Genomic DNA, 19,044 nt, shown 5'->3' on the forward strand with positions numbered 1-19,044 from the left:
CCTCTCTTCGAGCACTGATCCGTCGCGTTCTCCTCAAAGACTCCCCGTTTCCGCCTCCTCGGCGTCGGCTATCGATCGTTTCGGGACCGGCGGTCCGCCCGAGCCCGCCAGCCGTCCCGCACGCGGCCGACGAGGATCGCGCCGGTCCCGCTGACGAGCGAGACGGCGGCGACGATCCCGACGCCGGCCGGCACGACCCCGAACCGGGCGACCGCCGTGTCGACTCCGAGTTGGAGATAACCGAGATACGGCACCGCGAACAGCGCCTTGGCGTGGATGAACTCCTCGTGGACGATCGGCGCGATCCCGGCGCTCTGGTCGTACTCGCCGTTGGCGTCGCCGTACGTCACGTACCCGTCGTAGGGAGCCGGACAGGCCGCGATGTCGGCGCAGTCGGCGCCCGCGAGCAGATCGGGGTCGGCCCGGTCCGTCCAGTCCTCCCCCGCAGTCACGCGGAACGCGACCCGATGGAGTATCGGCTGGCGCGGGTCGACCGGGGAGGTGTAGACGACGACGTCCCCCGCGCCGCCCAGGCGCGTCGGCGGGTCCGGGGAGTCGCTGCCGGCGATATCGTCCCAGGGGAACCGGTCCGTCGCGGTGACGACGACGAGGTCGCCCCGCTCGACGGACGGCTCCATGCTCCCGCTCTCGACGGCGACGAGCGGGGGCCACACGCCGCCGACCGTCACGAGGAGGAGGGCGACGACGAGGACGGCGGCGGGCCCGAACCGCTCTCTCGGACGGCGGATCACGTGTCGTCGGGGGGCTGGATCGGACTTGAGGTTGTCGGCGGGGACCCCTTCGATGACAAGACATTAGGTTCGCCCCGGAGTGGTGCCGGTATGAGCGAACGGACCCCTCCGCTCCACGGCGTTCACGAGACGCGCGGCGCGACGTTCACCGACTTCGGCGGGTGGCAGATGCCCGTCGAGTTCGACTCGATCCGCGAGGAGCACGCCGCCGTTCGCGAGGCGGTCGGCGCGTTCGACGTCTCCCACATGGGCGAGATCGAGGTGTCGGGTCCGGACGCGACGACGCTGATGAACCGACTGACGACGAACGACGTGACGGCCCTGGAGCCGGGCGACTCCCAGTACGCCGCGATCACCAACGAGGAAGGGGTCATGCTCGACGACACGGTCGTCTACCGGCTCCCCGACGGCGTCGAGGCCGGAAGCGCGACCGAGTCGCTGTCGGGGCTCGACGACGCCACCGACGGCGACCTGGACGCGACGAGCGGCGAGCCGGCGTACCTCCTCGTCCCGAACGCCGGTCACGACGGGGAGGCGATGGACCGATGGGTCGACTACCGCGACGGGAACGACCTCGACGCCGCGGTCTCGAACACGACCGCCGACTGGGCGATGTTCGCGATCCAGGGGCCGGAGGCGGTCGACGCGATGGACGACGCGGCCGCGTCCCCGGAAGCGGTCACTGGACTGTCGAAGTTCCAGGCAACGCTTGCGACGATCGGCGGCGTCGCGAGCTGGGTCGCCCGTACCGGCTACACCGGCGAGGACGGCTTCGAGGTGATGTGCCCCGCGGCGGACGCCGAGACGGTCTGGTCGGCGTTCGACGTCCAGCCGTGTGGGCTCGGCGCGCGCGACACTCTCCGGATGGAAATGGGATTCCTGCTGTCGGGGCAGGACTTCGACCCCGACGAGGAGCCGCGGACCCCGTACGAGGCGGGGATCGGGTTCGTCGTCGACCTCGACACCGAGTTCGTCGGCCGCGACGCGCTGGCGACCCAGCGGGCCGACGGGGGACCGGCCGAGGAGTTCACCGGCGTCAAACTGCTCGAGCGCGGGGTTCCACGAAGCGGCTACGCCGTCACCGACGGCGACCTGGCTCGGATCGGCCACCTCACCTCCGGGACGATGAGCCCGACGCTCGGCGAGCCGATCGGCCTGGGCTACCTCGACGAGGAGTACGCGGAGCCGGGGACCGAGGTGAGCGTCGTCGTTCGCGGCGACGAGAAGCGTGCGGAGGTCGTCACCCCGCCCTTCCTCGACCGGTAGAGCCGAACGCGGGCCTCGTCGCGGACCCGAAGTCGGGAGGCGACGACGCCGTCACGCCCCGACACGCTTAACTCCGAAACCCGTCGAACGTGGAGTAATGAGTACCGACGCGCCGAGCGACGCGGAGTCCGGGTCCGACGCCGACGCAGGGTCCGAGGCGTTCGCGGACGCCTGCGAGCACCTCGTCGACCGGATCCTCGCGGGCGACGTCGACCGCGAGAACCTCGAGTCCGCGAAGCTCGACGCCTGCTCGGAGTTCTCCTCGCCGAAGGTGCCGAAGAACACCGAGATACTCGACCACGCCCCGGCCGAGGCGCGCGACGACGTGATCGAGGTGGTGCGCCGCAAGCCCGTCCGGACCGCTTCGGGCGTCTCGCCCGTGGCGATCATGACCTCGCCGAAGCTGTGTCCCCACGGGAAGTGCCTCTACTGTCCGGGCGGGCCGGCCTCCGAGTTCTCCTCGGCGCAGTCGTACACGGGCCACGAGCCCGCCGCGGCCCGCGGCGAGCAGAACGACTACGACCCGTACGGACAGGTCACCCTACGGCTCGAGCAGCTCCGCAAGATCGGCCACCCGGTCGACAAGGTGGAACTCATCCTGATGGGCGGGACGATGACGGCGCGCTCACACGACTACCAGGAGTGGTTCGTGAAGCGGGCGCTTCAGGCGATGAACGACTACGACCTCGAGAAGGAGCCCGAACCGGCCGAAGGCGAGTCGTTCGCGCCCGATCCGGAGGAGACCGAGTTCGAATACCTCGAGGACGTGATCGCCGAGAACGAGACGAACGAGATCCGTAACATCGGGACGACCTTCGAGACCAAGCCCGACTGGTGTGACCCCGAACAGATCGACCGCATGCTCGATCTGGGCGGGACGAAGGTCGAGGTCGGCGTCCAGACCACCTACGAGCGGATCAACCGCGAGATGCACCGCGGGCACGGCAACGAGGCGTCGCGGAACGCCAACCGTCGTCTGCGGGACGCCGCGTTCAAGGTCGGTTTCCACATGATGCCCGGCCAGCCCGGGATGACGAGGGAGATGTGTATCGAGGACTTCCGCCAGCTGTTCGAGAACCCGGAGTGGCGGCCGGATTACCTGAAAATATACCCGACCCTCGTCGTCGGCGGGACGCGGGTGTACGACCGCTGGCGCCGCGACGAGTACGAGCCGCTCTCGAACGAGGAGGCGGCCGACGTCGTCGCCGAGGTCATGGACCTCATTCCGAAGTACACGCGGCTCCAGCGGGTGCAACGCGACATCCCGGCCGACTTCATCGAGGGGGGCGTCTGGAAGTCGAACCTCCGCCAGCTCGCGGACCAGCGCGCCGAGGAGAGGGGGATCGTCCAGCGCGACATCCGCGCCCGGGAGGTCGGCCACAACGACGCCGACCCGGATCCGGACGACATCGAGCTCTCGGTCACGACCTACGGGGCGGGCGGCGGGATGGAACACTTCATCGCCTTCGAGGACCCCGTCCGAGACCTGCTGGTCGGGTTCTGTCGTCTGCGGTTCCCCTCCTTCGCGCCCGAGCAACCCGGCGCGCCCGGCACCGAGGACGACGCGGTCCGGCGGGAGCTCGAGGACGCCGCCCTGATCCGCGAGCTCCACGTGTACGGCAGCGAGGTCGCCCTCGGCGGCGACGGGGACTGGCAGCATCAGGGGTACGGCCGGAAGCTCATCGAACGCGCCGAGGAACTCGCCCGCGAGGCCGGCTACCGGAAGGCGGCCGTCATCTCGGGGATCGGCGCGCGCGAGTACTACCGGAAGGAGCTGGGGTACCACCAGGACGGGCCGTACGTTTCGAAGCGGCTGTGACGTCCTCCTCGCGGCGAACGCGAGGCCTTCTCCTCGATCCTCCGTAACAAACCGTGGGACTCCCCCCCTCGAAGAGAGCCGTGTTCGATCGAGCGCGGGATCCACTGGGGGAGCGGAGCAGAAACGTATCGAACGTTACAATTCCGGACGAGTGACCGATCTCTACGGTTGGAAATCGACGAAAATCGAGTTTTAGGCCGTACGAAAAGTGTTTGTATATTGATAAAATATAAGTGGATGCGGCTCGTAGCTACGGTCGTCATGAGCACGCAAAAGGAGACGCGACAGCGCGCCGGCACCGTCGAGGAGAACGCACTCAGGCTCGAGACCGAGAAGGCCGAACAGATCATCGAGGCGCTGAACTCGGACCTCGCGGACGCGTACGTCCTCTATCATCAGCTCCACAAGCACCACTGGAACGTCGAGGGGGCGGAGTTCCTCGACATCCACGTCTTCCTCCAGGAGGTGTACGAGGACGTCGAGGCGGCGGCCGACGAGCTGGCCGAGCGGCTCCAGGCCCTCGGCGGGGTACCGCATGCCAGCATGACCACGCTCGCGGAGCACGCGACCGTCGAACCTGAGGACGAGGACGTCTACGACGTCCGGACCTCACTCGCGAACGACCTCGAGATGATGGGCGACATCATCGAGAGCTACCGCCAGCACGTCGAACTCGCGGAGGGGCTCGGCGACTACGCCACCGGCGAGATGCTTCGCGAACAGCTCGAGGACATCGAGGAGCACGCCCACCACGTCGAACACTACCTCGAGGACGACAGCCTGGTCGTCGAGTCCGCGACGAACTGACGTCGACCCTCGGATCCGACTCGCCGCGTCGAACCTCACCGAACGTCGGGCGCGGTGTCGTCGGTTCGCCCGGGCAGCTCCACTTCTATCTCCAGTTTCGGTTCCCCCGTTCCCTCGAAGTCGATCTCGAGCTCGACGGGTTCCCCGAACGCGAAGGGCAGCTCCCATTCGTCCGTCGCGAGCCGGAGCTCGGCACCCTCTCCGAGTTTCTCGCCCAACTCCACCAGGAACGTTCCGGCCTCGCTCGCGTCGAGCCGGTACTCGCGTTCGAAGTTTCGACCCGAACGGACGAGCGTCGGGGCCGACTCCGCGTCCGGCGACGGGTCGTCCGGGTCTTCGGACGCCGCCGCGGACGGGTCGTCGACCGCGGTCGACTCGTCGACTTCGGAAGCGTCGTCGAGGTCGGTCATCGGGATACCTCGACGGGGTCGTCGACGGCGATCCAGCCGTCCGTGTTCCCGGATTCGATGAACACCGATCGGCCGGGGCTGCCCTCACAGACCGTTAGATCGGGCTTTCGGTCCGGTTCGGGTTCACGCTCGGATCCGGGTCGGGGCTCGTTGCGGGACTGAGCTCCTGTCTGCATCGACTCCGTTTAGGCATACCTAAAACAAAAAGGATCCGGTCGACGACGAACGGGAACCGTCGACGCCGACTGCCGTCCCGAGGGTCGTTTCACTCCCGCGACGTCGAGAGGGTCGGCAGGTCGAGGGGGCCGTCCGCGTCGAGGCGGGCGTCCACGTCGGGCCGGCCGTTCCCGTCGACGAGCAGGTGAACGAGCCGGTCGGCGACCTCGGCGCTGAGCAGTCCGGCCATCTCCATGGCCTCGTGCTCGTGTGCGTCGAGGTCGAGGACGTCCCGGAAGAACCACGAGAGCGCGACGTACGTCCCGTGGAGGTCCGCCGCGCGCTCGAGACCGTCGTCCGTCAGGGTCGCGCCGCGGTACGCCTCGAGGTCGACGAGCCCGTCCGTCTCGAGCCGCTGAAGCATCTCCGTCGCCGCGGCCGGGGAGCGGTCGACCAACTCCGCGATCCGGCCCGAGGGGATCGGCGGCGACGATCGATGCTCCGCGATGTACAACGCGAGGAGGTACCGCGCCGTCCGCGTCACGGCCGCTCACTCCCTCGTGAGCCTCGTATCGGGCAGCATGGGTCGACTTCGAGCGACATCGGATCCCCCGACACACGGATTAGGCCAACCTAAACACACAAAACGGTTCCGATTTTTAGGCCCGCCGAAACCCTTCTCGAGTCACCGGAGACCGCCCGGATCGTCGTTCGCACCGCGGTACCGACCCTCAACGGGGATTTTTGCCGGCTCGTGTCCTGGCACCGGACATGAGCGACGACGCCGGTTCGGATCCGAACGCCGACCCGTCTCCCGCCTCGGACGTCGATCGGTCCTCCGCCCCCGACGCCTTCGGCCGGGCGATCCGCGACCATCACCGCGGCGAACGGACCGAACCCCTCCTCCACTCGGACGGAGCGGAGACGACGGAGCATCCGATCGAGTCGTTCTACTTCACGCCGTTCGACCCGTCCGTGGGGACGAACGCCTGGCTCGTCTCCCACCTCCAGGGGCCCCTCCTCGACGTCGGAGCCGGCACGGGTCGCCACGCGCTGTACTTCCAGGACCGGTTCGAGACTGTCGCGACCGAACCGAGTCCGGCGCTCGTGGAGACGATGCGCGAACGCGGCGTCGCGGACGCCCGCGAGCGGGACATGTTCGACCTCCGGGACGACTTCGAGCGTGACCGGTTCGGCTCCGTGCTGTTGAACGGGACCCACCTCGGGCTCGTCGGGTCGATGCGGGGGCTCTCGGCGTTCCTCGACGACCTCGCGTTCGTGACCCGACCGGACGGGACCGCCGTCGTCGACTGTTACGACCCGGAGCATCCGGCCACGGCCGAGGTGATCGGGTATCGGGAGGACCCGACCCCCGGGCTCGCCCACCGCGTGATGTTCTTCGAGTACGAGGGGGAGCGCGATCCCGTCCTCCAGCTCCGGCTGTTCAGCCCGGACCGGCTGCGGGAGGCCGCGGTCGGAACCGGGTGGACGGTCGTCGACGTCGCCCGCGGCGACGACGGCTACCACTACCGGGCGGCGCTCTCGAAACGGTAGTAGTCTCGAGGAGTCAGTAGTCGACGTACACGAGGACGAACGCCACGACGAGGGCGCTCACCGCCGCGATCCCGAGGAATCCCTCGTCGAAGTAGCCGCGGTCGGCGATCCCGCCGAAGGCCACCGGGCTCAACGCCCCGAGCATGACGTAGACCGTGCGCAACGCGCCGAGCTTCGTCCCCCGCGAGCCGTCCGGGAGCCGGTCGGTCAGGTTGGAGATGACGACGGTCTCGTAGCCGAGGATGGCGCTCGCGAGCACCGTGAGCATGACGAACGACGGGAGTCCGCTCGCGAACGGGAGCGCGGCGAGCGTCAGGGCGGTCACGCCCATCATGACCGCCAGGGGATACCGAACGCCGACGCGGTCGTACGCCCGCCCCGCGACCGGCTTGACGAGGCTGCCGAGCGCGAAGAAGAACCCGAACAGGACGGTCGCCGTCGTCGACGGCAGCCCCTTCACGTCGATCAGGTACGTCGGGTAGAAGCCGATGAACGCCTGGACGACCGTCGCCCACAGGACGAGCAGGACGATCGAGTGACGGACGACCGGTCGCCGGAACAGCGGCGCGAGATCGCCGACCGAGAACGCCTCGCGGATCGGGACGGTGTCGACGGAGCCGGACGGGATCGTGAGCCACAACGCGACCGCCGCGACGACGAAGAACGGTATCACGAACCCGAACCCGTACTGCCAGGCGACCGAGCCCGCGAGGAACCCCGCCGCCGGCGGCATCACCGCGTTTCCCACGTCGCCCGCTGCCATCGTCACCCCGGTCGCCGTGCCGAGCCGGTCCGGATAGATGTCCTTGAGGACGGTGAACCGGGAGACGCCGTACGTCGCCGTAGCGAGGCCGAAGAGCGCGGTTCCGACGAAGAGCACCGGCGGCGACTCGGCGATCACGACGAGCGCGAGCATCGCGGCAGCGAGGAGCGAGCTCGCGACCAACACCGGTCGCTCGCCCGCCCAGTCGGCGAGCATCCCGCCCGGGAGCTGTCCGACCCCGTAGGCGAGCCACAACACGGTCAACAGGAGGCCGGCAGTCGTGAGCGTGAGCCCGTAGGTCGACCGGATCGACGGGAGAAGCGCCGGGTAGATCATCCGAGTACTGATCGAGAGGAACCACCCGAACGCGACGGCCGCAAGCGCCCTTCCGCGACCGTCGCCCAGGAGATCCACGATCGTCCGTTTCGGAGCGGAGACGTAGCGCACGAGGCGAGCCATCCACTCGATCCACCGGCTTCCGGGGCTTGAACCTTCCATTCCCTGAAAGGATCGCCGGAGAGCGTGATCGCACGTCGGACCGCGAAGGGAAGGGTGAACGCGCTCCAGTCGCCGGCGCGTCTCGACCTCACCACGTCGTCAGCGCGTCGCGACCGTGGTCGTGGACGAGGATCCCGAGGAACGCGAGGACGCCCGTGACCGCGAACGCGCCGCCGACGTGGAACACCGAGGCCATGCTCACCTCGACCATCAGCCAGCCGGCGATGAGCGGCCCCGCGACCGAGCCGGGCCGCCAGACGAGTTCGCGGATGCCGAAACTGGACGCGACGCCGCCCTCGTCCGTCCCCTCGTCCGCGAAGAGCGCCATGCTCGCCGGCTCGCGGAAGGAGTCCGCGACGCCGAGCAGTCCCGAGAACGCGACGAGCGGGAGGTACGCCGGCGGCAACTCGCCGAGGAACGGAAGCGTCACGTCGGTCCCGAGCGTCGTCCCGAGCCCCGGTGCGAAGGGAATGGAGATCGCGACCAGCCCGTAGGCCCCGCCGCCGGCGAAGACGAAGAGCGATCGACCGTACCCGTCCGAGAGTCGACCGGTGAAGAGTTGGCCCACCATGTTCGTCGCCTTCTCGATCGTGACGGTGACCGCGACCGCGGTCGCGCCCACGGCGAGCCCGCCGGAGGCCATCGCGGTCCCGGCGTAGATCGGGACCCACGTCCGGACCATCGTCACGGCGAAGGCGTACTGTGCGCGAAAGGCCGTGATAGAGACGATCTTCCGGTTGACCGCGAGGTCGGTGAAGGGGAACCCCTCGACGCGGGTGGGATCGGCGTCGAGGACGCCCCAGACGACCGCCCACGCGAGGACCATGAGTACGGTGATCACGGTGAAGATGGGACCGAAGCCGACGGCGTCGTAGATCGCGCCCGCCGACAGCGATCCGACGATGGACGCCGCGAACGAGGCCGCGTTCGCCTTCCCGATCTTGTCGGCGCGGGTTCCCACGTCGGCGATCTGGCCGACGATCGAGAGCGACATCAGCGACGCACCCGTGACCGCGACCCCCTGGAGCGCGCGGATCAGGACGAACGATCCCGAGGAGTCGACGATCGGGAACAGCGCGTACACCGCCGCGCCGACCGCGAGGACGACGAGGAGGACGCGCCGCTTGTCGAAGCGGTCGCCGGCCCACGCGAGCGGCACCACGGCGACGGTCTGCGCCAGGGTGAAGCCGGTCGTGTACATCCCGATGATGAACCCGGCCGAGACCGTCACTCCGAGCACGGTCGTCGCCTGCGGGTCGAGCGTGTTGATGTACGTCGGCAGGAGCGTCAACAGCGTGATGAAGCCGAACCCCTCCGCGAACCGCGTGAGGTACAGCGCCCAGAACTGCGACCGGTGGTCGGCGTTGCTCACACCTCTACGCCGATCACGGGTTCAAAAGGGGTTACGGTTCGCGGCGGAACGCGCCGGGGTTTTTGCCGCTGGACCGCCTCGGGTCGGACATGGGAGATCCCGCCTGTGACCGTCGGTTCTGTCCGGAGTGTGACCTCCCGGTCTCGCGTGCCGACGACGTCTGTCCGGGCTGTGGCGCGCCGATCGGTTCCGAGGGAGAGTGAGCGTCGGCGGAGGCGTGAGGGACCGTCGGGAGCTACTCGGGCATCGGCTCGTAGACGACCGCCTCGTACGGACGGAGGTCGATGGCGTCGGCACCGGTCGCGAGCGTGGCCGGCGGGTCCGGGTAGTTCCCGTACAGGAGCTCCGGGTCCCGATTCGTCGCCGCCGACCCCGTATCTCCGCCGGTCCACGGCGGTTCGAACGTCGCGCCCTCGTCGGACCAGGCGAGCGCGACGACGACGCGCCGGTCGCCGAGCGTCCGCTCGTAGGCGAAGAGCCGCCCGTCGTCCGGCGAGAGGGGTTCGTAGTCGCCGTACATCAGGACGTCGCGTTCGTGTCGGAGGTCGATCAGCTCCCGGTAGTGTGCCCACACGGAATCGGGGTCCGCCCGCGCGGACGCGACGTCGACTTCGGCACCGCGCGAGCTCGGATCGATCCACGGGTCACCCTCGGTGAACCCGCCGTTCGGGCCGTCCGTCCACGGCATCGGCACGCGACCGTGGTCGCGGCTCCGGTAGTTCACGACGCCGCGCACCTCGTCGAACGAGTCGATCGCCCCCTCCGCGAGGAGCGCGTCGACCTTCCCGCGGATCCAGGGGTCGTCGACCTCGGAGAGGTCGTCGAACGCGGCGTTGGTCGCGCCGAGCTCCGCCCCTTGGTAGACGAACGGGGTTCCCCGCATCGTCAACAGGAACGTCGCGATCAGCGTCGCCGACGCGTGCCGGTACGCCTCGTCGCCGAACCGCGAGACCGCCCGCGGGAGGTCGTGGTTCGACAGCGTGAGCGGGTCCCAGCCCACGTCCGCGAGCCGCTCCTGTCGCCGATCGATCATGGCCTTCAGCTCGCGGAGGTCCCACTCGCCCCAGTCGTCGGCGTCGAGCCGACCGCTCGCGGCGTCGCCGAGCTCGAGGTGGTCGAACTGGAAGATCATGTCGACGCCGACGGCGTCGTCGGCGAGGTACGAGGTCGCCTGCTCCAGCGACGTGGCCCCCATCTCCGCGGCGGTGACGGCGTCGCGATCCGCGATCGTTTCCGCACACAGCTCGCCGAGGTACGCGGAGAGCCGCGGGCCGTGCGTGAACCGCTCGATGCCCGTGACCGCGTTCGCGGGGTCGCCGTCGGGGTAGCCGTCCGCCTTCGAGAGGTGGCTGGCCGCGTCGAGTCGGAAACCGTCGACCCCGCGGTCGAGCCAGAACTCCGCGACCGACGTCATCGCCTCGCGCACGGCCGGGTTCCGCCAGTTGAGGTCGGGCTGTGCGGGGTCGAAGATGCTCAGGTACCACGCCTCCCGCCGGTCGTCGTACGTCCACGCCGACCCGCCGAACAGCGACTCCCAGTTGTTCGGCGGCTCGTCGGGTGCGCCCTCCACCCAGTGGTAGAACTCCTCGTAGCCGTCCTCCTCCCGGCGCGACCGCTGAAACCACTCGTGTTCCTTCGAGGTGTGGTTCACGACCAGGTCCATGATCAGCCGGACGTCGTGGCGGTGGAGCGCCTCCAGCAGCTCCTCCCAGTCGGCCATCGTCCCGAACTGCGGGTCTATCGCCCGGTAGTCGCTGATATCGTACCCGTTGTCGGCCATCGGCGACTCGTAGACGGGACACAGCCAGACGCCGTCGACGCCGAGGTCGTCGAGGTAGTCGACGCGCTCCGTGATCCCGGGCAGGTCGCCGACGCCGTCGCCGTCGCTGTCGTCGAAGCTCTTCGGATAGATCTGATAGATCACCGCCTCCTTCCACCACTCGCGGTCGGCCACTCCGGCGTCGCTCGTCCCGTGTTCCTCGGTGTCGCTCATCTCGTGTACACGTCACGAAGGGGTCACCTAACGGTAGCGGAAGACGAAACCCCGAGCCGTGGGCCCGCCACCGGGAACCCTAGAACGTGTCCGTGAACTTGTCGCGCCGGAAGAGGTCGATCTCCTGGGCCGTCGATCCGGGGCGCGTCGCCGCGAACGCGACCGCCTCCGCGACCTCCTCGGGCTCGGTGACGCTGCCGGGTTCGAATCGCTCCTCGAAGGGCTCGCCCTCCTCGCTGCCGAACTCGGTGCGGACCTCGGAGGGGTTGACCACGGAGACGGCCACGTCGTCGTCGCCGACCTGCGCGGCGACGCTGTGGGCGAACCCCCGAACCCACCACTTGCTCGCGGCGTAGACGGGATTGAACGAACGCGGGAACCTCCCGGCGAAGCTCCCGACGACGACGAGCGTCCCCGCGGCCTCCCGCAGGTGCGGCAGCGCCTCGCGGGTGAGGAAGAACGTCCCGTCCACGTTGGTCTCCTGCATCGTGAAGTACTCCTCGTCGGTCATCGTCTCCACGTCGTCGCCGCGGCCCACTCCGGCGTTGGCGACGACGACGTCGAGTCCGCCGAACCGGTCGACCGCCGCCTCGACCGCCGCCGCCGAGGTCTCCCGCTCGCGGACGTCGCCGTCGACGACGACCGCCTCGACGCCGTACTCCGCCTCGACGGCCTCGGCGATCCCCTCGAGTCGCTTTCGTCGCCGCGCCAGCAACGCGAGGTCCGCGCCGCGGGACGCGAGGGCGTGGGCGGTCGCCTCGCCGATCCCGGAGCTCGCGCCCGTGATCAGGGCGGCTTCGTCGTCGAGTGCGGTGTCCGGTGTCGAAGCGTCCGGCGTCAAATCTCCCGCCGTCGATGTGTCGTCCGCAGTCATGGGTACGGACGACACGTCGCACGGCGGGGACATAACGGTCGGGTGTGGTAACCGACCTCGTCAGGTGGCTTCGGATTCCTTCGGTCCGTACCGGGTCGGCTTCGGATTCCGTTCGGTGGCTTCGAGTTCCTTCGAGACCCCTCCCGGGGAGGCTTGCGCGGGTCGCCATATTCAAACCGTCACCCCGCGACGTGTCGGTATGGACGCCGAGCGCGAGGTACTCGACGTGTTGGCGCGGAACGCTCGCGAGGACATCGAGGACATCGCGGCCCAGACGGGCCTCGACGCGGACGCGGTGGAGGACGCCATCGCGTCGCTGGAGGCGGACGGCGTGGTTCACGGCTACCAGGCCGTCGTCGACTGGGACCGCACGGAGGTCGGGAAGATCCGTGCGATCGTCGAGATCAACGTGGAGCTCGACCGCGAGACCGGCTACGAGCAGGTCGCCGACCGGATCGCGAAGTTCCCCGCGGTCGACGCGTTACATCTCGTCTCGGGCGACTACGACTTCGCCGTCGAGGTGCTCGGCGGGTCGATGCAGGACGTCTCGCGGTTCATCTCCGAGCAGGTCGCGCCGATGCCGGAGGTCACCCAGACGGTCACCCACTACATCATGGAGACGTACAAGGACGGCGGGGTCCGCTTCGCCGACGGCGACGACGACGACCGGCTCTCCGTCTCGCCATGAGGACGGCCGACCGCGCTCGCGACCTTCCCGAGTCCGGCATCCGGAAGTTCTTCGAACTGGCGGAGGCGCGCGACGACGTCATCTCGCTCGGCGTCGGCGAGCCCGACTTCTCCGCGCCGTGGGCCGCCCGCAACGCCGCGATCGACGGGCTCGAACGCGGTCGGACCTCCTACACCGCCAACCGCGGAACGGCGGAGCTCCGGGAGGCGATCGCGACCCACCACGAGGGGTACGACCAGTCGTACGACCCCGGCGACGAGGTCCTCGTGACGACGGGCGCGAGCGAGGCGGTCGACCTGGCGTTCCGGACGCTCGTCGACCCCGGCGACGTCGTGGCGATCCACGAGCCGACCTACATCTCCTACGCTCCGGGCGTCGAACTCGCGGGCGGGGAGCCACTGTCGGTGCCGACGCGCGCCGCGGACGACTTCGCGCTCACCCGCGAGCGACTGGCGGCGGCCGGCGCCGAGGAGGCCGACCTGCTCGTCCTCTGTTACCCGAACAACCCGACCGGCGCGACCATGACGGACGCGGGGCTCGCCGAGGTGGCGGCGTTCTGCCGCGAGCACGACCTCCGGGTCGTCGCCGACGAGATATACTCGGCGCTCACCTACGGAGCCGACCACGCGTCGATCGCGACCCAGCCGGGGATGCGCGAGCGCACGGTCGTCGTCAACGGCTTCTCGAAGGCGTACGCGATGACGGGACTCCGGCTCGGCTACGCGCTCGGACCGGCGGACGCCATCGACGCGATGAACCGGATCCACCAGTACACCATGCTCTCGGCGCCGACGACGGCCCAGATAGCCGCCCTAGAGGCGCTCCGGAGCTGCGACGACGAGGTCCGCGAGATGGTCGACGAGTACAACCGTCGCCGCCGGCTCGTCGTCTCGCGGTTCAACGGGATGGGTCTCGACACGTTCGAGCCCGGCGGGGCGTTCTACGCGTTCCCCGAGTGCGGCGGCGACGACGAGGCCTTCGCCGAGGAGCTGTTGGAGGCACAGGGCGTCGCGGTCGTGCCCGGATCGGTCTTCGGCGCGGGCGGCGAGGGGCACCTTCGGGTGTCGTACGCGACCTCGATGCGCGAGTTGAAGGAGGCCACCGACCGGATCGCGACGTTCGTCGAGGGGCGGGACTGACGGCGACGTTCATCGATCCTCATTGGTACTCACCCACAAGATTGAATAGTTGACACGATAATCGGACAGCAGGTGTTCGCTCGTGTCCACCGTGATCGGTCCGATAACCGAGGAAGCGCTCGGATTGGCTCTCGCCGGGGTCGGAGGAGTTCTCGGCGTCTACCTCGTGATCTGGGGAGTCAACGGATTGAGGCGGACGGTCGCGGTGTGGGCGAGCGATCCGATCCCGGTCGGCGAGGCGGGTCTCGCCGACGGGACGATCGAGGTCGAGGGAACCGCCGAGCCGCTGTCCGGAACCCTCCGGTCGCCGTACGACGACGCCGAGTGTCTGGCGTACAGCTACTCGAAGAAACGGAAGGAACGCGAGAAGAACGAGGACGGCGAGTACGAGACGGAGTGGCGGACGCTCGACTCGGGAGGCGACTCGATCCCGTTTCTGGTCTCCGACGACACCGGCTCGATCCCGGTCGATCCCGCCGCCGCGACCCTCGGGTTGGACACCGAGTACAACAGCCGAAGGGGGGACATCAAAAGGACCGAAAGCCGCATCGACCCCGGTGACGGCGTCCACGTGATCGGACAGAAGGTCCCCGCCGTCGAGGCCGACGCCGACCTCGGCGACGCGCGGGCGTACATCGGCGACGGCGAGGAGACCCCGACGTTCCGGGTCACGAACGGGGGCGAACTGGAGACCGTCGCGCGGATGTTCGGTCGGTCCGCGGGGAGCATCGCGCTCGGCGCGGTCCTCATCGGCGTGTTCGGATACGCGTTCCTCACGGAGTTCCCCGGGATCGCCGCCGCGATCGGCGTGACCGTCTGACCCCGAGTTCAGACCCCGACGACGGCGACTCAGACCTGCTTTCGACGGAGCGCGACCGCGGAGACCACGCCGGCGAGCGCGACCCACGCGAGCAGCGACGCGGGGAGGACCGCGGTCGAGAGCCCGCTCCCCTCGAGCGCGGCCGCGAGGCCGGCGCTCGCCGCGTCGGTGGGCGCGAGCGCGAGCAGGCGATACGTCGCCACCGGGTTCGAGACGACCATGGCGGCGACGAGATCGCCGGCTCCCTCGAACGCCGAAAGCACGCCGAGCGCGAGCAGGTCGTGGACCAGCGCGGTCCACACCCAGACGAGCAGCGCGCCGGCGAGCGCGAACGTCGAGGTGGGCGCGAGCGCGGAGATCGCCACGCCGACCCCGAGGAGCGCGACCGCGACCGCGACCGTCGCGGCCAGGAACCACGCGAACGTCGGCCACCCCGCCGCCCCGAACTCCCGTAACAGGAGCAGTCCCGGGACGCCGAACCCGAGGACGACGGCGCTCGCGAGGACGGCCGCGCGCCCGGCGAGGATCCCGAGCGCGGTCTCCGCGCGCGAGACGGGCAGCGTCAGGAGCACGCCCAGTCGCCCGCGCTCGGCCGCGCCGACGATCGCGCCGTGGCCGAACGCCAGCGCCGCGAGCGGCACGAGGAACGTCGCCAGCTCGACGTAGCTCGCGACCACGGGGTCGTATCCGCTCGGCGCGACGCTCGACCCGCTGAACGTCGCCAGCAGGACGGCGAAGACCGCGAGCAGGACCGTCAGTCCGAGTGCCCAGCCGCGCCGGACCGTCAGCCGTGCCTCGCGGCGCGCGAGCCGGAGGACGACCCCCGGACGGGGCAGGCCGCCGAGGAGACGGGCGAGGACCGATGCGTCCGCGGCGGTCTCGCCCGTCGCCGTCGAGTCGGCCACGGACTCGGCCGTGCTCGTGCCCGCCTTCGCGTCGTCGACGGCGACCCCGCCGTCCGGGATCCCCCCGTCCGGCCCGTCGCGGGCGTCCCCCCCGCGGCGCTCAGGCATCGCGACCACCTCGGGTGAGCGAGACGAACGCCCCCTCGAGTCCGTCCTCGTGGCCCTCGGCGAGCTCGTCGGGCGTTCCCTCCGCGAGGAGCCGGCCGTCGTCGACGACCCCGACCCGGTCACAGACCCGTTCGACCTCCCGGAGCGCGTGCGACGCCAGGAGGACGGTGGCGTTCGTCCCGTCGCGGACGCGGGTCAGGACCTCCCGGAGCGCGGCCACGCCGTTCGGGTCGAGCCCCGCGGTCGGCTCGTCGAGGAGGAGCACCGACGGGTTCGCCAACAGGGCGGCAGCCAGTCCGAGCCGGCGGCGCATTCCCTTCGAGTATCCCCCGATCGGGCGGTCGATCGCGTCGGCGAGCCCGACGGTCGCGGCCGCGCCCTCGATGCGCTCGACCACGTCCGCGGGTCCGGACCCGACCCCGCGGACGTCGGCGTGGAACGCGAGCGTCTCCCGGCCCGTCTCGCCGGGCGGGAAGCCGGGTCGCTCCGGGAGGAAGCCGATCTCCTCGCGGACCCGCCAGCCCGCCGCCGCGGCGTCGCGGCCGCCGACGACGACGCGGCCCGCGTCGGGCCGCTCGTGGCCGGCGACCAGCCGGAACAGGGTGGACTTTCCCGCGCCGTTGGTGCCGACGAGGCCGTACGCGTCGCCGGGCTCGACCGTGAAGTCGACCCCGGCGAGGGCCTCGAGGTCGCCGTACCGTCTATGGACGTCGTGGATGTCGATTCGCATGGTCAGTGGTGTTCGTCTCCGGGGTCGTCGTCGTACTCCACGGTCGGGTCGACGGCCGCGGCGTACGGGCGATACGGCTCGACGTCGTGGGAGGGGGACGCGAGCGGCCGGTGGTCGACGATCCCCGCGGTCTCGACGACCGGGAACCGGCTCTCGACCAGCCGGATCGCGTCGAAGGCGGGGCCGTTCGCGAAGACGGCGGCGGTCGGGTGCTCCTGGACGAGCCGCTCCGCCGCGCCCGCCGGCCGGTGTCTGGCGTCGCCGACGCCGTCGCCGTCGCTGTCGGCCACGCGGGCGTCCGACCAGTAGTTCCCGCCGTCCGTTTCGTTCCACGCCAGCAGCTCTCGGGTCGTCGTCAGGACCTGCTCGTCGTTGCCGACGAAGTCGTTGCCGACGACCGCGGTCCCCTGGGTGTCGGCGCTGTGGTGGACGCCGACCCCGTTCGCGTACACGAGGTTGTCCCGCAGCTCGTTGTTCTGGGCGTTGTAGAGGAAGACGCCGTTCCCGTTGGCGACGAGGTCGTTCCCGCGGACGACGCTGTCCTCTATCTCCTTGAGCAGGATCCCGTGGCCGCTCTTCCCGCGGTTCGCGACTGCGGTGTTGTTCACGGCCTCGACGCCCTCGCTCACCATGAGCGCGTAGCCCACGTCGTTGTCGGCGGCGACGTTGTCCGCGAGGCGGTTGTCGTCGGAGTACATGTAGTGGACGCCGTACCGCAGGTCCCACAGGGTGTTCCCGGTCGTCTCGACCTCCGAGGCCCACGAGAAGTAGATCCCGTCGCGGACGCCCGTGATCTCGTTGTTCCGGATCTCGCTGCCGGTCGTCTCCCAGAGGTTGATCCCGTTGCCGCGATCGACGAACCGCGCGTCCGCGGTGCCCTCGATCCGCGAGTCGCGGACGGTCACCTCGTCCGCACCGTTCACCCAGACGCCGAACGCGACGTCGGAGAGGTACAGGTCCGCCAGCGTCGCTCCGTCGGCGCGCTCCGCCAGGAAGACGCCCGCGTCCTCCGACTCGAGGTCCCCGCCGGAGTCGTGGAGCCGGATCCCCTCGACGGTGACGTTCTCCGCGCGGACCGCGATCACGGTGTCCTCGCCGCCGCCGTCGACCATCGCGACGTCAGGCCCCGCGCCGCGGAGGGTCACGTCCCGCGTGTCGACGACGACGGTCTCCTCGGGCTCGAAGACGCCCGCGACCTCGACGACGTCGCCCGGCTCCGTGGCGTCGACGGCGGCAGCCAGGTCGTCGTAGGTTCCGACCGCCTCGCCCGAGCCGTCGCCCGCGGACCCGTCGCTCACGACCGTCGCGGCCCCCGGCTCCGTCGGCGGGTCGGGGTCATACGTCGGGTTCTCGACGGCGGGATCGTCCGCCGCGTTCGGCGCGTCCGCCGCGCCCAGTGCGTCCGTCGCGCCCGCCGATCCGCCGTCGGTCGTCCCCCCGCCGACGGTCGCGGTCGCGACCACGCCGCCGATGACGAGCGCGGAGACGACCGCGGCCGCGAGCAACACCGCACGGGCCGGGACGAGCCGACCGAGCGGGGGAAGGCGGGACATGGACTCACACCTCCGTTCCGGACCGATCGGCGGTCGGGGTCGGTTCGTCGTCCTCCGCTGGTCGATCGCGAGCGGGGTCGTCCCCGTCGTCGACGTCGGGGGCGTCCCCCGATATCCGTTCGCGGATCGCCCCGAACGCCTCGCCGATCGTGACTTTCGAGTCGCGCAACAGGAACGCGACCACGAGCAGGAGGAACCCGAATCCCGCCAGGTAGCCGCCGGGACCGAACCACGCGACGCCGCTGATGTTGGCGATCTGGTAGCCCCCCAGGAGCGGCGGCGTGAACTCGGCGACGCCGACGACCGGCGCGTCCTCTCCGAGCGCGTGGCCGGCCTGGTGGAGCCGGTACTGGACGATCGCGAACGTGCCGACGAAGGCGACCGTGGCCCCGATCAGCTGTCCGAACAATCCGAGCCGGAGCTTCCGCTCGGTCGGCGCGACCGCGACGAACACCCCCGCGGCCGCCACCGCGAGGAACACCACCGGCCCCAGGATCCACTCCGGCGCGGCGATCGCCTCGGGGTGGACCGCGTAGTTCGGCTCGACGAACACCGGATCGGGGTAGTAGAACCCGACGTAGTGGTTGAGCGCCTGGACCTCGGCGTAGTCGCCGCCGAGCCGCGGGTACGCGTACATCGTGACCAGCAGGCCCTCCGGGTACTGGGGCGCTTCGAAGGCGATCCGCCAGACGGGCACCGCGAGCGCGACGACGAACATGGCCGCCGCCGTCACGGGCAGGGCCCGTCTGAGCTCTCTCAGTCGGTCGAGTGGGGGTGTCATGGCGTGTGTTCCGGGGTGGTAGGGTGGGATCGGCCGCGTTCAGCGGCCCGGCGGTT

The 19,044-nt window shown here is 70.0% G+C and carries 19 protein-coding genes; 7 read left to right on the top strand and 12 right to left on the bottom strand.

Annotation, left to right across the window (positions count from 1 at the left end; genetic code table 11):
- Positions 1 to 68 precede the first annotated feature (68 nt).
- A complete protein-coding gene (locus tag EAO78_RS05750; RefSeq protein WP_122104899.1) occupies positions 69 to 752 on the bottom strand; it encodes a S26 family signal peptidase in 684 nt (227 codons plus the stop codon).
- A gap of 90 nt (positions 753 to 842) precedes the next feature.
- Between EAO78_RS05750 and gcvT the strand changes: the two genes are divergently transcribed.
- The 3 genes from gcvT (at position 843) to dpsA (ending at position 4,644) form a co-directional block, all read left to right on the top strand.
- On the top strand, positions 843 to 2,018 hold the full coding sequence (gcvT, locus tag EAO78_RS05755; RefSeq protein WP_122104900.1) for a glycine cleavage system aminomethyltransferase GcvT: 1,176 nt from the start codon (positions 843 to 845) through the stop codon (positions 2,016 to 2,018).
- 97 nt (positions 2,019 to 2,115) lie between these two features.
- Positions 2,116 to 3,837 carry a tRNA uridine(34) 5-carboxymethylaminomethyl modification radical SAM/GNAT enzyme Elp3 gene (locus EAO78_RS05760; protein WP_122104901.1) on the top strand — a complete coding sequence of 574 codons (1,722 nt, stop codon included), beginning with the start codon at positions 2,116 to 2,118 and terminating at the stop codon, positions 3,835 to 3,837.
- A 261-nt stretch (positions 3,838 to 4,098) separates the two neighbouring features.
- Positions 4,099 to 4,644 (top strand): DNA starvation/stationary phase protection protein DpsA, encoded by a 546-nt coding sequence (gene dpsA, locus EAO78_RS05765; protein ID WP_122105095.1) that lies wholly within the window; start codon positions 4,099 to 4,101, stop codon positions 4,642 to 4,644.
- A 35-nt stretch (positions 4,645 to 4,679) separates the two neighbouring features.
- On the opposite strand, the gene EAO78_RS05770 is transcribed toward dpsA, so the two are convergent.
- The 3 genes from EAO78_RS05770 to EAO78_RS05780 all read right to left on the bottom strand — a co-directional run bounded on the left by EAO78_RS05770 (position 4,680) and on the right by EAO78_RS05780 (position 5,754).
- Positions 4,680 to 5,054: an amphi-Trp domain-containing protein gene (locus EAO78_RS05770; protein WP_122104902.1), complete on the bottom strand. Its 375-nt coding sequence runs from the start codon at positions 5,052 to 5,054 to the stop codon at positions 4,680 to 4,682.
- Complete coding sequence (locus tag EAO78_RS05775; RefSeq protein ID WP_122104903.1) at positions 5,051 to 5,230, bottom strand: hypothetical protein; 180 nt, start codon at positions 5,228 to 5,230, stop codon at positions 5,051 to 5,053. The genes EAO78_RS05770 and EAO78_RS05775 overlap by 4 nt, the downstream gene beginning before the upstream one ends.
- An 89-nt stretch (positions 5,231 to 5,319) precedes the next feature.
- Complete coding sequence (locus EAO78_RS05780) at positions 5,320 to 5,754, bottom strand: metal-dependent transcriptional regulator (protein WP_122104904.1); 435 nt, start codon at positions 5,752 to 5,754, stop codon at positions 5,320 to 5,322.
- Positions 5,755 to 5,981: 227 nt separating this feature from the next.
- On the opposite strand from EAO78_RS05780, the gene EAO78_RS05785 reads away from it, so the two are divergent.
- Entirely contained in the window at positions 5,982 to 6,764 is a 783-nt protein-coding gene (locus EAO78_RS05785) for a class I SAM-dependent methyltransferase (RefSeq protein ID WP_122104905.1), read from the top strand.
- A gap of 13 nt (positions 6,765 to 6,777) precedes the next feature.
- Here the strand turns inward: EAO78_RS05785 and EAO78_RS05790 are convergent, their stop codons facing one another.
- The 4 genes from EAO78_RS05790 to EAO78_RS05805 form a co-directional block, all read right to left on the bottom strand.
- On the bottom strand, positions 6,778 to 7,986 hold the full coding sequence (locus EAO78_RS05790; RefSeq protein WP_203227836.1) for an MFS transporter: 1,209 nt from the start codon (positions 7,984 to 7,986) through the stop codon (positions 6,778 to 6,780).
- 127 nt (positions 7,987 to 8,113) lie between these two features.
- The gene (locus tag EAO78_RS05795) at positions 8,114 to 9,397 is read right to left on the bottom strand and encodes an MFS transporter (RefSeq protein WP_122104906.1); all 1,284 of its coding nucleotides are present in this window, start codon (positions 9,395 to 9,397) and stop codon (positions 8,114 to 8,116) included.
- Positions 9,398 to 9,632: 235 nt separating this feature from the next.
- Positions 9,633 to 11,390, bottom strand: a complete 1,758-nt coding sequence (locus EAO78_RS05800; protein ID WP_122104907.1) for a glycoside hydrolase family 13 protein — start codon at positions 11,388 to 11,390, stop codon at positions 9,633 to 9,635.
- A gap of 79 nt (positions 11,391 to 11,469) precedes the next feature.
- Positions 11,470 to 12,264: an SDR family oxidoreductase gene (locus tag EAO78_RS05805; protein WP_122104908.1), complete on the bottom strand. Its 795-nt coding sequence runs from the start codon at positions 12,262 to 12,264 to the stop codon at positions 11,470 to 11,472.
- A 199-nt stretch (positions 12,265 to 12,463) separates the two neighbouring features.
- Here EAO78_RS05805 and EAO78_RS05810 point away from each other — a divergent pair, with 199 nt between their 5' ends.
- From EAO78_RS05810 to EAO78_RS05820, 3 genes are all read left to right on the top strand, one after another.
- Entirely contained in the window at positions 12,464 to 12,952 is a 489-nt protein-coding gene (locus EAO78_RS05810) for an Lrp/AsnC family transcriptional regulator (RefSeq protein WP_122104909.1), read from the top strand.
- A complete protein-coding gene (locus tag EAO78_RS05815) occupies positions 12,949 to 14,091 on the top strand; it encodes a pyridoxal phosphate-dependent aminotransferase (protein WP_122104910.1) in 1,143 nt (380 codons plus the stop codon). The genes EAO78_RS05810 and EAO78_RS05815 overlap by 4 nt, the downstream gene beginning before the upstream one ends.
- 82 nt (positions 14,092 to 14,173) lie before the next feature.
- Entirely contained in the window at positions 14,174 to 14,911 is a 738-nt protein-coding gene (locus EAO78_RS05820) for a GIDE domain-containing protein (protein ID WP_122104911.1), read from the top strand.
- A gap of 29 nt (positions 14,912 to 14,940) precedes the next feature.
- Here the strand turns inward: EAO78_RS05820 and EAO78_RS05825 are convergent, their stop codons facing one another.
- Genes EAO78_RS05825 through EAO78_RS05840 form a run of 4 tightly spaced genes read right to left on the bottom strand, consistent with a single transcriptional unit; the run spans position 14,941 to position 18,988 of the window.
- Complete coding sequence (locus tag EAO78_RS05825; RefSeq protein ID WP_122104912.1) at positions 14,941 to 15,924, bottom strand: ABC transporter permease; 984 nt, start codon at positions 15,922 to 15,924, stop codon at positions 14,941 to 14,943.
- Positions 15,917 to 16,654 (bottom strand): ABC transporter ATP-binding protein, encoded by a 738-nt coding sequence (locus EAO78_RS05830; protein ID WP_122104913.1) that lies wholly within the window; start codon positions 16,652 to 16,654, stop codon positions 15,917 to 15,919. Before EAO78_RS05830 ends, EAO78_RS05825 begins: the two co-directional genes overlap by 8 nt.
- Before the next feature lie 2 nt (positions 16,655 to 16,656).
- A complete protein-coding gene (gene nosD, locus EAO78_RS05835; protein WP_122104914.1) occupies positions 16,657 to 18,207 on the bottom strand; it encodes a nitrous oxide reductase family maturation protein NosD in 1,551 nt (516 codons plus the stop codon).
- A 4-nt stretch (positions 18,208 to 18,211) separates the two neighbouring features.
- Complete coding sequence (locus tag EAO78_RS05840; protein ID WP_238987635.1) at positions 18,212 to 18,988, bottom strand: hypothetical protein; 777 nt, start codon at positions 18,986 to 18,988, stop codon at positions 18,212 to 18,214.
- Positions 18,989 to 19,044: the final 56 nt, after the last annotated feature.

The organism is Halobellus captivus, from assembly GCF_003697845.1.
Lineage (GTDB): Archaea > Halobacteriota > Halobacteria > Halobacteriales > Haloferacaceae > Halorubrum > Halorubrum glutamatedens.